Annotated in this window: 6 protein-coding genes and 1 pseudogene; 2 read left to right on the top strand and 5 right to left on the bottom strand. The window is 50.2% G+C overall.

Annotated elements, in window-relative coordinates:
• Positions 1-45 precede the first annotated feature (45 nt).
• Together IXB50_RS03955 and IXB50_RS03950 are read right to left on the bottom strand one after the other, a co-directional pair.
• Positions 46-3621: an eIF2A-related protein gene (locus IXB50_RS03955; RefSeq protein WP_215607643.1), complete on the bottom strand. Its 3576-nt coding sequence runs from the start codon at positions 3619-3621 to the stop codon at positions 46-48.
• Positions 3622-3732: 111 nt separating this feature from the next.
• Entirely contained in the window at positions 3733-3903 is a 171-nt protein-coding gene (locus IXB50_RS03950) for a hypothetical protein (protein WP_215607642.1), read from the bottom strand.
• Between the two features lie 33 nt (positions 3904-3936).
• On the opposite strand from IXB50_RS03950, the gene IXB50_RS03945 reads away from it, so the two are divergent.
• Positions 3937-5862: a hypothetical protein gene (locus tag IXB50_RS03945; RefSeq protein WP_215607641.1), complete on the top strand. Its 1926-nt coding sequence runs from the start codon at positions 3937-3939 to the stop codon at positions 5860-5862.
• Positions 5863-6097: 235 nt separating this feature from the next.
• Here the strand turns inward: IXB50_RS03945 and IXB50_RS03940 are convergent, their stop codons facing one another.
• From IXB50_RS03940 to IXB50_RS03930, 3 genes and pseudogenes are all read right to left on the bottom strand, one after another.
• Positions 6098-9832, bottom strand: a complete 3735-nt coding sequence (locus tag IXB50_RS03940) for an ExeM/NucH family extracellular endonuclease (RefSeq protein ID WP_246564075.1) — start codon at positions 9830-9832, stop codon at positions 6098-6100.
• Between the two features lie 364 nt (positions 9833-10196).
• On the bottom strand, positions 10197-14840 hold the full coding sequence (locus IXB50_RS03935) for a phytase (protein WP_215607640.1): 4644 nt from the start codon (positions 14838-14840) through the stop codon (positions 10197-10199).
• Between the two features lie 765 nt (positions 14841-15605).
• Positions 15606-15785 (bottom strand): annotated as a pseudogene (locus IXB50_RS03930) (haloalkane dehalogenase); the annotation flags it as partial.
• 127 nt (positions 15786-15912) lie between these two features.
• Here IXB50_RS03930 and IXB50_RS03925 point away from each other — a divergent pair.
• Entirely contained in the window at positions 15913-16284 is a 372-nt protein-coding gene (locus IXB50_RS03925) for a MarR family winged helix-turn-helix transcriptional regulator (RefSeq protein ID WP_215607638.1), read from the top strand.
• Positions 16285-16458 lie beyond the last annotated feature (174 nt).

Here is a 16458-nt window from a genome sequence, read left to right as displayed (position 1 = left end):
TGCTAATGGGTGTCCATGGAGCAGCTCGGTACTTGTTACTCCAACTTAATCGACAGCGCCCAAAGCCTTCAGGGTGAATCGCTGAGCTGTTGTGAGACCGCGAACATGATGAATATTCATACCTTCATAAAGTCTCGGTGGTCTCAGCGTATTGAGAAGTTTGCCAGTTTTCACATGCCAGCATTTGAGGGTGCCATCCTGACTGCCACTGGCCAGCGTTTGATCATCAGCGCTAAAGGCGATTGTGTATACACCATGGGTATGACCGGTCAAAACTTGGTCGCATGCTAATGTATTGAGGTTCCAAATCCGGATAGAGTGGTCGGCGCTGCTACTGGCCAAGAGATGCCCTTGGTGGCTAAAGGTAACAGCACAGACCCAACTTGTGTGCCCAGCCAGAGTGGTTACACAGGTGCCAGTCTGAGCATCCCAGAGTTTAATTGTCTGGTCGGCACTACCGCTAGCCAGAGTGCTGCCGGTGGGGGCAAAGGCAATCGACCAGACCACATTGTCGTGTTCTCTTAATGTGTTTTGACACTGCCCGGTTTGACTATTCCAGAGTTTAATCGTGTGATCGGCACTGCCACTGGCCAGGAGATGATCGAGGGGATTAAAGGCGACTGACCAGACGACATTGTTATGACCGGTCAATGTCCTGGTGCAGCTGGACTGGTCAAGGTCCCAGAGTTTAACTGTGTGGTCAAAACTACCGCTGGCCAAATGTTTACCATCGGGGCTAAAGGCCACGGAACATACCCAACTATGGTGCCCGGTGAGCTGTTGCAAATAGTCTCCAGTCTGGCCATGCCAGAGTCGGATGGACTGATCAGCACTGCCACTGGCAAAACAACTATTATCCTGTTTGAAGGCTACAGAACAGATGGGGGCAGTGTGGCCGATGAGAGTTTTTTGGTATTGGCCGGTAGGGGGATGCCACAGGCCGAGGGTTTGGCCAAAGCCGCCGCTAATCAGAGTCTCTCCATTGGGGCTAAAGGCAATTGAGTTAATCCAATGGGTATAGCCACTAATGGTTTTGTCGCATTGGCCCGTCTGCCCATCCCATAGTTTGATAGTTTGGTCGGCACTGCCGCTGATCAAGGTATGATCCACAGGGCTAAAGGCCAGAGACCAAATGTCATTACGATGACCGGTGAGGGTTTTGAGGCATTGTCCTGTTTGGCTATTCCATAATTTGATGGTTTGGTCGGCACTGCCGCTAGCTAGGTATTGACCGTCAAAGCTGACGCTAATGGTATTGATGGTGTCAGTGTGTCCACTCAGGGTTTTGAGGCATTGTTCTTGTGCCTGTCCCTGGGAGACTTGCCATAATTTCAGGGTATGGTCACTACTGCCGCTCAACAATGTTTGACCATCCGGGGAAAACGCAACTGAAGTCACCCCTAATGTATGTCCTGTCAGGGTTGTGAGACAGTCTCCTGTGGCCGTATCCCATAGCCGAATAGTGCCGTCTGTGCTACCACTGGTCAATATCCTGTTGTCTGGATGGAAGCTCAGAGCATTGACCCAGTTGTTGTGCCCAGTGAGGGTTTTGAGGCAGGTGCCCCGGTCAACATCCCACAGCTTGATGGTCTCGTCAGCACTGCCACTGGCCAGGATGCGTCCATCTGGGCTAAAGGCGATGGTGCAAATACCTCGTTGGTGACCTTGAAAGGTTTTGAGACAGTTACTATGGTCGACTGACCAGAGCCGGAGAGTATGATCGTAGCTGCCACTGGCAAAGGTTTGGCCATGGGGATGGAAGGCGACTGAGCGAATCCAATTGAGATGGCCAGAGTAGCTCAACAATCTCTGGCCGGTGGGCATTTGCCACAGGTAGATATGTCCTTCGATATCACCGCAGATCAACAGATTACCGGTTGGATTTAGGGCCACTGATAAAATGCTGCCCAGGGTTTCTGAAAAGGTGGACTGGCTTAAATCGGCGTTGGCAAAATTGACGTTATGCAAACAGATGTCTTGCAAATTTGCCTGACGAATCGTGAGGCTAGAAAAGTTGTAACCGCTTAAATCGCCTTGGAGTTGGCGCAAGAGATTGAGGATATTGCCACCGGCATAACCCTGGTCAGGTGGGTGTATGCGTAGGTTCTCTAACAGATGGGTGAGCCTATTAACAACTTCTTGGGGGGCTGCGAACTGGAGGGCTAATTTCTCTATTGTTGGCAGAAGAATCAAACGGGTTTGAGCGGTGCGGATGTAATCTTTGGATTGAGCTTTAACCAGGGCATGCTGGTTGAATAAAATGGGTTTACCCTGGCTAATCTCATCGGTAACCTGGTCGATAAACCGATCGATGAGATATTCCATAACGACGGGTTGTTGGCTAAAGCCCACTGCATTTTTTTCAATGAGTGAGCGATGTTGTAACGAGGCCAATGCCTGAAACAACTCACGGTTGGAGCCAGGATGGATTAAATCGGTTTGTAGGGCTTGAAATGTCATGGGCTCCCGATTGATGGCCAACCAATACATGATCGCTTGCTCGCGGGGGCTGAGACGCTCAAATTGTTGGGCTAGCAGGGAGCGGATATCTTCAAAGATAAAGGGCCCTTGTTGTAAGAAGTCTAGAAAGTTGGTCAGGCTATGGTCAAAGAAATCTGCGATCGCAACTGCCACAATTTTGAATGCCAACGGATTGCCACCATACCGCTCAGTCAGGAGCTGCCATTGCGCCTGGGTACCGCTAAATTTGCCCTTGGCTTGAAATATCGCCTGGCCAACTGCTAACGGTACCCCATGTAACACCAGGCAGCGGACGGGCAATTTTTTTCCCGCAATTGCTTTTAGGCCCTGCGGTTCTTCCCGAGATGTCAAGATTAAACAGCTGTTATGAGCCACGGTCCCAATGGTTCTCAAGAGCTGACCATACCCCTCATAGCCAGACCGGTAGACACCCACTTTAGCCCCACTGCTCAAGACAGATTCGGCATTATCTAAAATGATTAAACACCGGTTTGTCTGCAAGCATTCAAGCAATTGCAAGAGTTGGCCGTCCAGGTGGGGGGCTAAGGCCATGGCCGATTGCCCCGAGAGAAATGGAATCAGCTCAGCCAACAGCAAATCAATCTGAGGTGCATTGCGGAGACTGCGCCAAATAATCTTGTCAAAATCGGCCTGAAGCTGACGGGCCAGGCTAGCCGCTAGAGCAGTTTTACCAATACCCCCCATACCTAAAAGCGCCACTAAGCGACAACTATCTTGTAATATCCAACTTTTTAGTCGGGTTAGCTCGGCATCGCGACCAAGAAAGTGAGAGACATCAGGAATATCGCCCCAATCGTAAGCCTGGGTGACAATCGGCTTTACTCGTTGAATCCCACCCATGATCGAAAAGGGGGAGTCTGTCTGCACTTGGGCTGTCAGCATCGCCTTAAAATTCTTCTTGCCAACTTTTTCGCCCCAGATTGCTGATAACTGTTTCCAGAAATCGGCAGCAACATCCTTGACATGACCTTCGGTACAGTAAGCCGCTGCCGCCACTGCTTTATAGGACTGGCCAAACCAGGCACTTTCTAAGATTGCCTTTTGTAACGTTGTTAGCCGTTGTCCACCCTGGGCTGTGATTGCAGCCTCTACCTGAGTAAAAGCATCTTCAACATTCATGGCGCGCTCTTCTGGTATCGAAATCTGTGAGTAACCTCAATTCAGGCTAAAATAGCGGTGAGTAGCGTCTCTATGACCTTCTCTACAGGCGTTTTGATGATTGAACTACCGTCAACTTAAGCTTGGATTGCTCCGTTCGATGTTGGCAGTACCCGCCTGGGTACCATTGACCTCCCATACTGACGTTAAGCACCATAATATCTGGCTGCCGACTAGACTGCCGACTTTTCCGACTTTTTTACCCGACTCCGCCGACTGACAACACGATAGGGCCTTGGCCATGGTGGACTTGTAAATCTGTTGTGAGGCACGACTATGGCTGGCACAGGCAACAACCTCAAATCTAGTATCAAGCAAGCTAACAACCAGGTCACTCTTTCTGGCATCATTCGCTGGACAGATAGCCAGGGGCAGGCCCATGCTGTACGCGAATCCACCGTTAAGATCTGGGATCAAGAAAGTGTCGGTGCCGATCAACTGGTGACGACGGTGACCACCGACCAATTTGGTAACTATACTGCAACCTTTGATAATGACGACGGCTTCTTCAGTGGCGGTCGTGATATTTATCTCGAAGTGGTGGCCGATGGCCCCCATCATTTTGTCGAAGGTACGGTTGACCGAGATAACACTGCCTATTCTGTTAAATCCATGGTGATTGACGATATCCCCGATGGCCCCCGAACCCTGGCTTTCACCCTCGGGAATAAGACAGAGGCTGAGCGAGCTTTTTCCGTGAGCGATGCCTTATATGTCGGCTCCATGTTTGCCAAAACGTTGCGGGGAACACCGCCCGTTGTCGAAGCTAACTACACCACTGATGGTTCTTTTTTCTTGCCCAGCAGCCAAAGCATCAATATTGATGCTGATGACGCTTGGGATTGGGATGTGATTCTCCATGAATATGGCCATTTCTTAGCAGAAGAAGATAAATTAAGTAACAGCCCTGGTGGATCCCATGCTGCCGGGAAAAGCAACCTGGCCAGCCAAGGTAAAGTAAGAGCTATCCGACTGGCCTGGGACGAAGGGCTGTCAACCTATTTAAGTATTGCCGCTCAACAGGTTGCCCAAGAGGCTGGCATACTTCCTGGCATCCTTAATACAGGCGATACCCGGTATACGGATTTGATTGAGTCGAATATCTCCTATGATTTAGAAGACGAGGGCATTCGTTTCAGTCGAGGGGAAGCGGATGAACTCTCTGTATCTCGCATTCTGTTCGATTTAGCCGATAGTAACCAAGATCTTTTCCGGCATGGGCTCAGGGATACCATCTCCTACGGCCATCAAGGTCTTTACGACCTACTCAAAACGATTCCTAATTTAGAAACCTTGGATGATCTATGGAATCATTTTGAACGGGGAAGTCTCACCGATCGTCAGCTGGCCGAGATCGGTGCCATTTTTGAAGAGGCCCATGTATCGCCCTCACCTCAGAATACTCTTTATGTTAATTTTCCAAGTGGAGACGAAAGTCCACCACCTACTTTCTTTTGGTGGGCAAGTAACAACTATGCCAATGACGAATTTCAAGTGATCATTTTCGATCAGGCCTTTAATCGGATAGCCATCAGCCCTAAGGTCAAGGATGCGACCCAGTGGACAATGACCGAAGAGCAATGGGCTCAGCTCAAAGAAAACCCAGGCCAATATAATTTTGTCATTACCGGCAGCGATACGGATGATGGTCCTACAACGGGCAATTACTGGAGTGGGGCCTATGAATTTACCGTCTTAAAAAAATCCCTTTCCGAGCCCATTCCTGAGGATATCCCAGCTGACTGGCCCCCTTTAGATAACTGGCCGTCGGGAGGCTGGACAATCCCACCAGAGGGCGAATGGACACCTAAGTCCGGAATTGATTGGACACCCAAGGAATGGACCGATACCCCTAATCTTCCCCAGGATAGTAAATCGGTAGACAACTTGGTGGGTCGGTTAGAGCAGTCTAGCCTGGTCGGAGCAAACAAGGAGACAGATCCACTGACGGACTCTTTCTCTGAGATTCAGTCTCCTGGGCTAGAGATACCCCTGACCCTGGATGAAGATCTATCTCTAACCGGCTCAAATCTAATCGCATCTGACGGCATCGAAAACAATCCTCTCTCTTTAGGTGTTGATGAGCCACGCTCGACCTATTTAGAGGATAATTCAGGCTTATCAGTTCATAACCTACCGCTGATACCTGGGGTTGTTCCGAGTGAATTCTCTGTTGCCGTGAATCCTTCCGGCTTAGGTTAATACCCCAGGTATCCATTCAGAAAGTGCCTCACCCATTTTCATTACCCCACGGGGCTAAATTACAAGTTGTATTGTAAACATCCTCCTTGCTAATCCTCCTGTATTCACCGTGAAGTGGCTCAAAAAAGTCGCATTCTTTTCACATAGAGAAAAGAATGCGACTATCAATTAGTAACGACTCAGTTGATTAATCAGGATTTGATCTTTTTATTTATTCTTGAAACAAGAACAGTAATTAAAGAACAAAACTATCAACCGTGAGATCGGCCGCTATCACACCATTAAGCGTTGCAAATGTTCTGAACCGGTCACGGTTGCCAAAGTCACCATTGAGGTCAACTTGGACAAAGGTTCTGCCGTTACCTTGACTCACTCGAATGTAGTCATCAAAGGGCGTTAAACTTCCATATCGACTCAGCTCAAATACCCCACTGAAGTCAAGTAAGTCAGCACCGACTTCAAAGTCTGTGATGCGATCACTTCGATCCAATATCTTTTCAAATACGAAGGTGTCATTATCGTCACCACCCGTTAAGATATCAGAGCCGCGACCACCGACAATAATGTCGTCACCAGCACCACCGGTAATCCGATCTCGGCTACCAAAGCCTTTGATGATATCGTCACCTTCGGTGCCAGTCAACGTATCACGACGATTCGTACCGTTGATTTCTGTTGGTGAATTTCCACCGCCGCCAGTTAGATCCAGACCAATGATCAACGGATCATGGTCGGAGTTACGGAAAGGAACAGTGCCATCGAACAGACTGGGATCTCGGCCAAAGTCCAGGTTGTAATCCAGGGCATCGGGCTCATCAGCATTGACGTGCCATTCTGTTGCCCCAGTCACCTGGGAAATCAGAGTGGTACTGGCGAGACCATAGTCCAGGGTGCCAAACTGACCGTCAAAGACAAAGGAGTAGGCAGACTCAGGATTATCCACCACATTGGTATAGCCCTCACCTTCTAGGAAGGTAATGGGATCTTCCTTGGCGTAGGCATTAAGGTCACCAATAATCAGATAGTCAGAGTCACCGCTACCGGTAGGATCGCTATCTAGCCAGGCATCTAACGCCTGTGCTCCCTGTAGACGAATGGCATTATTGTTGCCAGCCCCATCACCTGCATCTGTGTTACCAGCACCTGGGCTCACACTTCCCTTGGACTTAAAGTGGTTTACCGCAACAGTGACTTTTTCACCCGTGGCCTTTTCCTCAAAGGTAGCCGCCAGGGCAGCACGATTGGTGCTAGGCCCATTAAATACGGCATTGCCAGGGTTCAAACCCAGACCAGGTAGGTCAGAATCATCCAGAATTTCAACGGAAGTCCCCTGGGCTAACTCTACAGTGCTAGTTTTGTAGATAGCCCCCACAGAGATGGCATCACTCACATCTACAAAGGTTTGACCGGGGTTTACTGCTGCGTAGGTGCCAGCTCCAACTTTGGCGTTGAGGGCATCCACCAGGGTATTAATGGCCACTAAGCCGTCGCCATTTTGATCGCTAACAAACTCATTCTCTAGCTCGATTAGACCGACAATATCTGCATCGATAATTTCTAGAGTGGTTACTAGCTTATCGAGCTGACGGTCAAACTCAGCCTGACTGTCAGCCCCCCGAGGGTCTAGCCCAATGGGACCGCTACCGGGATTACCAGATACATCCAGGGTGGTGAAGAAGTTGAGCACGTTGAAGCTCACGACCTTGAGATCGCCACCCACATCCTCTGGCGCATTGGGGCGAGGATTGGTTGCCTGGAAATCAACGGGAGCTGTGGGCTGAATTCGATAGTCGCCAAAGCCGAACCCAAGGATACCGGATAGGTTGTTCACCGTATCCCCGCCACGTAGGGTATTGTTAGAACTCAACGGATTCCCACCGCGTCCGTGGATGATGGGATCGGGGTTTTGAATAAACTGACCGTCATCTAAAACAATGCGACGCTTGGCAATGTCTTCTTGATAGGCGGTGAACCCGGCCACATCAGGAGAATTGAACTGGGCGTATTGGTCCAGACGACCGTCGGTACCGGGGGCGTTGCTGGCACCATTAGAGGACAGCACCACTTCACCAAAGCGGTCCAGGTTAAAGTACTCGGTAACAAAGAGGGTGTCGGGAATGGTCACCTGCATGCCCTCAAAGGACTCCAGGTCATCAACCGTGGCCACCGGGAAGTTAACCGTGGCTGTTGTGGGTAACGGATTACCGGAACTCACAACAGTAATGTCTGAGGCACTGGTGACCGTTAGCTGAGTCTGGCCAAAGGCTTCTTCGACGGTACCGGTCACTTGCACCACATCCCCCACATTCACATCGGTGAGGAAATTGCCATCTTCAAAGATGAACAGACCTTCGGAAGTGCTGCCGTCGGCATCGGAGTCGGTATCTTCTTCCTGGATGTAGAAACCTTCTAAGTTACGCAGGGTATCCGCATCGCCATTTTGGAAGTCTCCGGTCACCACTGCTTCGACGGTGACGGTTTGACCCACCAGGGGACTGTCGGTGCCACTGCCTTGAACTTCGTGGATAAATTTACTCTCGCCAGGGCCGCCGCCGTTACCGCCAGAGTTAACCTGACCTTCGGAGTTGGCGGCGGGACCGGTCCACACACCATTGATTAGCTGTAGGGACTGTCCCACGGGGGTGGAGCTGGTTTCTGCTACCCCAATATCCGTACTGGTAAGACCGGCGGCGGGACCGTCAGTGGCGGTGAGGGTGCCCTCATAGCTAAGGAATTCCACCACATTGCCATCGGGGTCCACTAGGGCCACACCGTCAGGGGAACCGTTTTGAATACCGGAAATGGAGAAAGCAACAGCCCCCTGACCGTTAACTTCATCGGGGACAATGCCGCTCAGGTTAACGGTGTTGTAGGCAGTGCCACCATTGCCGTTGTAGAGCACCAAACTATAGCCGCCCAGGTCAGCCCCGGCATCAGCGGTAATTTCGATAAACTCTCCGACGTCAGCACCAGCGTTGTCGTAGTGAATCTCACTAATAAAGGCATTGGCGGAAACCACAGGAGCCGCATTCACCTCTCCTTCGGAGTTTGCGGCGGGGCCAGTCCACATGCCGTCAATGAGCTGTAGCGACTCACCCAGAGGAGTGTTACTGGGTTCTGAGACACCAATGTCGGTGCTAGTTTGGCCATCAGCGGGGCCTCCCACAGCGGTAAAGGAGCCCTCATAACTTAAAAACTCCACCACATTGTTGTCAGGATCAACCAGCGCTACACCATCGGGGCTACCATTCTGAATACCGGAGATGGAAAATGCGATCGCACCCAGACCATTCAACTCATCAGCAAATATGCCACTCAGGCTTACGGTATTGTAGGGGGCCCCACCGTTACCGTTGTACAGCACCAGGCTATAGCCGCTCAGGTCAACACCAGCATCACCGGTTACTTCAATAAATTCACCCGTATCAGCACCATCGTTGTCGTAGTGAATCTCGCTAATGAAAACATTATCAGGCGTTGTTCCTCCGGTAAATGTTTGACCGGTGTTGACTGCGCCAGGGGTTTCAGCTGCTGGTGCAACAAATGTAAAATCTGCAGCCACAGCCCCTGTTCCCGTACGCTGTAGAGACTCACCAACAGGAGTAGACCCCAGCTCATTTACACCAATGTCAATACTGGTTTGGCCACTAGCAGGACCATTAGTCGCGGTAAAAGAGCCTTCATAGCTGAGAAACTCAACCACAGTATCTGTATTATCCACCAGGGCAATGCCGTCGGGGGAACCATTTTGAATACCCGAGAAGGTTTCAACAACAAAGCCATACCCGTTGCTCTGATCAGTGAGCGTGCCACTCAAATTAATCGTCCCGTAGGATGAACCGCCATTACCGTTGTAAAGAACAATGCTCCAACCCGTTAAGTCAGTCCCTGCCGGTCCAGTAATTTCAATAAATTCGCCCGTATCAGCACCGTCATTGTCGTAATGGAATTCGTTAATAAAAACGCTCATACTTTGCCTATATTATTATTATCGCAGCGTGGTTATTTCACCTAAATTAGGTAGATGTCCCCGGCAATTCTGCCCCAATAATTGTTGCAGGGACAGGTAAAGGGCCAGTAAAGCGAATATTAAGGTTAGTGGGACTTTAAAGGTAGTAAAAGTTGCAGTAGGGAGCGCCTCTACAAGCTCGAATGCCAATCAAGTTAAGGCGAAGACCATCACCACAGAGAGAGAACGTAAGTGATAGACAAAAAGTGGGTTGGTGCATATTACATCAACCCACTTTAAAGTTATTTCCTGCCTACATTCAGAGCAATTAGCATTCAACAGAAACTACTGCTAACGCCAACCACCCTAAACTTGGGCCAGATACTTAAGCAAAGAATTGCTGGAAAGAAGACTCCTCTAATGTAGTAGTCACCTCTTCTAGCACTGCCAGGGTTTCACCACCCGTATTTAACAGCAGATCACTGCCCTGAAGAGTTTGAGTGATAGCACCAAAGCTCAAGCCATCCAGCAGACCGATGGTATCGATACCCACTTCAAAGTCAGTGATAACATCCGTACCGTGCCCCACTGCAAAGGCAAAGGTATCAGCACCCTGGCCACCGGAGAAGTTATCGCCAGTGAGAGTGTCGTTGCCAAGACCACCTGTTAGTAGGTCATCGCCATCGTCACCCCAAATCTGATCGTCACCGGCATCGCCAAATAGACGGTCATTGCCAGACTTACCGCCAATGCGGTCGTTGCCGTTGCCACCGTAAATCAGGTCGTCACCACCCGCTTCGCCGGTTTGGGCGCTGCGGGAGTTGCGATCTCCCCTGAGCACATCATCACCGTCGCCACCGAGAATCACATCGTCACCCAGGTCACCGGCCAGCACATCGTCACCCGCCAGACCCACCAGCTTGCTGTTCTCGTCACCGTTGACAAAAACATCATCGGAGTCAGTGCCGCCCTGGATTGTTCCCTGGGGATTCACCACAAACTGGCTAAGAATTACCGGCTCCTGGTTAATAATGGACGTTGGGTCAGCCAGTAATGCTTCCTCGGTATACCCATCAATCCCCCAGGTGGTCACCGTTAGAGCTTGAGTGACCGGGTCAACCTCAAACTCACTCCAGGTAGAACTATGGCCTACATAGTAATCCCCCTGCAGCAGGGTGGCATCAATGGGGCTACCGTCTAAACCAATGGGGTCATACCCGAGCGGTGCCAGCAGGGTGTCATTGATGGCGGCCTTCACAAAGTCATCCTTGTCATTGGGCAGATCGTCCGTATCGGGGGCAATGGGAAGACTGTCGTAAAACGCCCGTAGATCTGGGTCGCTAGCAGTGAATATTTCACCCAAAAAGCGCCCGGTGGGATCTTCGTAAGCAACGGCCCCTGTGGTAATCTCAAACGCTCCCGTGGCTATGTGCTCCCCAAAGGGAACCTCCTGATAGGTGATGTTGTTCACCGAGGTCATATGCACATCAGCGGCCACAAACACCACATTGTCAATGCTGCTATCCTCAATAAACTTGAGAATCTCAGTGCGCTCGGCGTTATACCCATCCCAAGCATCGGTATTGATACCGGGGAAGAGATTTTGGAAGGGCTCCGGCACCATGATGAACTTCCAGGTCACCCCAGATGCTTCAGCATCCAACAGATCAGCCTTGAGGTCCGCTAGTTGCACCTGGCCCATAATGGTGCGACCGGGGGTAAAGGTGGCTGCCAATGTAGCCCCGACCTCAGACGGGTCAAAGGGATTCACAGGGGGAGCAATCGCAGTGTCCCGGAAGGAGCGAGTATCCAATACAAAGGTGGCTGCATCGCTACCAAACGTGTTGTAGCGATAGAGCTTACGCTCACCTTCCGTAACCGGATCGCCAGTCTCACCATAGAACTCATCCCGAATCGGATTGTATTCCTGGAAGACCTGTAGACCGTTCTCGTAGAGAGTACTGTCATTAATTAGCGCGTTGGGGTCATCATCAGGGAAGGCGGTCAAAAATCGGTTAAGACTATCTGTCCCAATGGTTTGCCCACCGGCAAAGTCATTGGTGACTTCGTGGTCATCGATGGTGGCATACACCGGAGTAGAGGCCCGCACATCCGCCCACACATTCTGACCAAACCGCTGACTGTAGACTTCATTATGCTTAGCGCGAAACTCATCTACAGTAATGGCCTGATCGCTGGGGGTGCCATCGGGATTAAGCACCGCCGGAGAGTCATCATCGGCATAGATGGTGTCGCCATGGAGCAAGAAAAAGTCAAGATTTTTCTCAGCCACATTGCTAACCGCAGGATAAGGAGCAATCTCACCGCGCCAGTCGCCAGTCACACCAAAGTGCAGACCTGTTTGTTCTCCTGCCACAGCAGCGGTTTCAAAACGACCGACTTCGCTATCGCCAGCGGCATCAGTCACCCGATAGAAGTATTCAGTTCCAGCATCCAGGCCAGCTACATCTACTTTTACCGGCAGGTTGATTTCAGTCACCGTCGCTGTTGCGGTACCAGCAATCTCACTAAAGTCTTCGCTGGTGGAATATTCAAATGTCACTTCACCGGGGAACGTACTGCGCGCCCACAGCACCACAGAATCTTGGGTGACATCGCCGCTGGCCACACCGTTGACCAGGGAATGTACCTCAGGATTTCTGGGATCGTAGCTAGTGGTATCAATATCCAAAGGATTCTCAAAGGCACCCGCAACCGATTCCCAAGGGACAAACTTAAAGTTGGTGCTGTTGTTTTCTAGCTCCTCGTCATCTTCCACCACATTCTGAGGATCGTTAGCGCCGTCCTGTAGCACTAGCAACCCGTTTGGGAATGCAGAGCCCACCGGCACGTTAATCACATCCAGACCATCGCTTTCGTTCACCTGGTCGATGTCGCCGCCCTCATTTACACCATCGCCCACAACAAAGCTGCCCAGGTACTCATTAGTGCCCTCGCGGCTAAACACGGCGTAGGATGAATCTCCCTGGCTGTTGGCAAGCAGATAACCGCTACCGTCCGCACCGTAGTAAATGTTCAGACCTTCAATATCGGGCACCAGATAGTCTGCCCCCACCGGTTGCACCACCTGAAAGTCATTGCCACCGTCTGGTTCTGCCGAGAACTTGAGAATGCCCACCTCGTTTTCCAGGGCCACATACAGCAGCCCCAGTTCCTGGTCCACCACAATGCCTTCGGACTGGGAGTCGGCAACATCCCCCGTCGGTACCGGCAGATCTAGGGTGCGTACAACCCTGGCTTCAACGAAGGAAGCATCTGCGATCGCAGCCTCCCCATCCAAAAATTCCTCACCACCGCCAGAAACACCAAAGGTTAACCCCAACTGAGCCACCTGATTACCATCGGCCTGAGTAACAAAGGCATAGGCCTTACCCGTTACCGGACTCTTGTAGGTGGCTAAACCATAGGCAGTCGCTTCTCCGTCATCCACACCAAAGATAGAGAACTCAGGATCGTTGATACCATCCACCAGGGGCAGGGTAATGTCGTTCAGGGTGCCATCGTCGCCAATGGAGAATATGGCCAGAGAATCATTTTCGCGATCGCTAACCACCGCCAGGTCCGTCGTCAAGCTACCCGTGGGATTAAACGCCGGAATCTCAATGTCGTAGAGCAAATCCACATTGTTATAGCGAAAGTCACCAAACTCTTCGGGGGCAATCGTCTGCACCACCTCACCCTGAAGATTAAACACTGCTAGACCGCCATCTTTCAGGGTGCCAATCACCCGACTCTCATCGCCGTTTGCAGGATTTACCCAGATCGCCGGATCGTCTGAGTCACCCAGTAGGGGCGTGTCCGCATCCTCATCGTCCTGGGTCAGTGGGGTTTCCACCACGGGCGATGCCGCCGGAGTGGTCTCAGTATCAATGGCAAAGGCCAGAAACTGGGTGAACTGCCCATCGGGATTAAAGTTATTGTCGCTAGCAATAATCAGCGACTGACGACCATTTTCTAACATGGGGCCAAAGGCCAGCGCCTCCAAATTGTCAGGAGCAATGCCCAAATCCTGCTCAATGTCTAAAATCTCACGCTTAATGACCGCCGGGTCAATCTCAAAGGGACCGGGCTCCAAAACCTCGCCATCCTCCACCAGGGCATCCTCCCGGAAGAGGTCATCGGTATCCAGCACATCCAGAGCCCCCTGGGTCTGAATCTCAAACAGCTTAACCGTATTGCCCTGGCCGACAGAAAAACCCCGCTCCAGCGCCAGTAATGTGCCATTATTATCAACCGCCAACAGCTCCACCAAACCATTAGTGCGAAAAGCATCCCCAGGGTCCGGCACCTCCGGCACCTGATCCACCTCATAGACAAAAGAGGCCACCGGCTCACCTGTGGTCAAATCGTACTTAAGAATGCGGGACAAACTTCCCTGGTCCACATCCGCTGCTGGACCATCCTGAAATAGAGAATTCTCAGTGGCGGTATAAAGAAACTGCTGATCTGGTGTAATTGTTAAACTTTCAAACGCCAGATTATTACGAATACCGCTAGACTGATCCGCCGTGGGCAAATAAATATCAGGAATCGGCAAATCCTTAATGTAGTCTCCATCCAGAGTAATCTCCCGAATAAAGGGAGAAATCACCGCATTGGCATCTCCTTCAGAAGAAATATACAGAGTGCCCTGACCAGTAATGGCAATTCCCTCAGGATCAACGTCACCATCGGCAAACCGCTCACCATCAGCATCTAGTAGGAAGGTAACATCCTTAAACTCTACGTCACCATCATCCAAACTGCCGTCGCCCAGGTCAATATCAACCGTATAGAAGCGGGCATCGGAGCTGCGGTCATCCGACAGGGCATAGTAAACGCCACGGGCTGAATCATAGGCGAGACCAGACAGGCCGCCCACCTCAGTTTGATTATTAGTAAACCCTTCAGGAGTCAGTTGTGTAAATACGGTGCCCGTTGGAAACCGGACCTCACCCAAAAACTCGATATTTTCTACAGACTGACGATTGGGAGAAGTATTGAATTGAGTTGAAACGGACGTTGACATGACAAAATGGCCTGACACCAAACGGCAGGCAGAGCGAAGAGGAACAATAGAATTTTGGCTTCAACAAACAGCTCAATTGAGCTGTGTCCCTGAGCGACAAAACGATCCACGCCTAGAGAGATACAGTTAAGAAGAGATTAACAAAACCATATCCAAACCCTTCGCGCAAGAAAATCTCGACGCTCACACGCCAGTAAGATAATGATTTCAGGTAAAGAGAAGATTATGGGAATATTAGCTCTTGAGTTAATCCGGGCAACAAACAGAACTTTACAAGAACTCTTTAAATAACTCTAAAAAAGATTGATTTAAAGTTTTTTTAGCGATTATTTTTACTCATCAACAACAAAAATGTGTTACTCCTCTACTGGTACTCAGTAATTTGAAGTTCCTTGTCACCCTTTAAGTTCATCAGTACGATGTTGCAATAACTTTTTTGCCATCAGAAAATCGAAAGGGACTATCAAACTCGCCAACAAACAGCGTGTGGGATACTAAATTCTCCCCAGTCCATATGTGGGTAGTGCCCTGAAGGTAAGGATAGCGAGAATCCTTTTGTAGTATTGATTTCAAGGATTTATCACTTCATGGGAAGAGCTAAGTATTTGCACAAAATAGAGGCTGAAAGGCTCATTCTTTCGTTCATGTTTTGGCTGAATAGCGGAAAATGCCTATAAATCGCCCAGATACTTCAAGCTCTTGTTCTGAGTAGATATCCTTGAAAGGATTTTGTGGCAAGGCTTTTGGTCATCCTTTCCTAAATAGGACTACCCGACCACGCCCTTCCAGATGCGGCATGACATTGCGCCATAGGTAAATGGATGTGGGGTTGCCGTGCAAGAAGACAATGGGATTGCCCATGCCCTCGTCAACATAAGCCATCCGCTTACCGAGAATGGTTTTGAACTGTTTCTTATAACGCAGGGTTTCAGTATCAGTGCTCATTTTGGTCCTTGGCTCCATGGTTTATGGGGGCTGTTTACAAAGTAATTTATATGAATCACTCATGTATTGGTCGGAGCTAAAGTATTTGTCTATGGATTTTTATGATTCAGTCATATAAAATTTAGCTATGAGCAATAACGACTACTTAGCCAATCTTCTAGGGGCCTTCGCCACTACAGTTTCGACCCGGATCGAGGATGAAATCGCCGAATTGGGGGGACGCAACCTGAACCATGAAGCTGCCTTGGTAGCCATCTGTAACCACCCAAATGACAGCATTGATGTATTGAGTAAAGTATTGGGGATCAGTCATTCTGGGGCAGTTCGACTAATCAACACCCTGGAAAAAGAAGAATTAGTTGAGCGACACCGTAGCGAGGACGATGCTCGAGCGGTCGTGCTACGCGTCACTGCAAAAGGCCAAAAGCGTGCCGACAACGTCTTGCATGCCCGTGAGCAGATCACGTCGCAGATGCTCAACTCTCTTCCGACCGAGTAGCAACAAGCCTTGATACCAGTGCTTGAGACAATCCTTGGCGGTTTGACTGATGGTCAAGAAGGGGCTAGACGAATTTGTCGCCTATGCAATGAGTCTGTGTGTCGAGTTCAAGGTTGTCCAGTTGAGAACGCTATCACGGATCAGAAAGTTTCCTAGGAATTGTTTAAAGCGACT

It is taken from the genome of Leptothoe spongobia TAU-MAC 1115 (genome assembly GCF_018739885.1).
GTDB lineage: Bacteria > Cyanobacteriota > Cyanobacteriia > Phormidesmidales > Phormidesmidaceae > Leptothoe > Leptothoe spongobia.
Note: the sequence above shows the minus strand (reverse complement) of the source record. Positions and strands in the feature narration are given on the sequence as shown.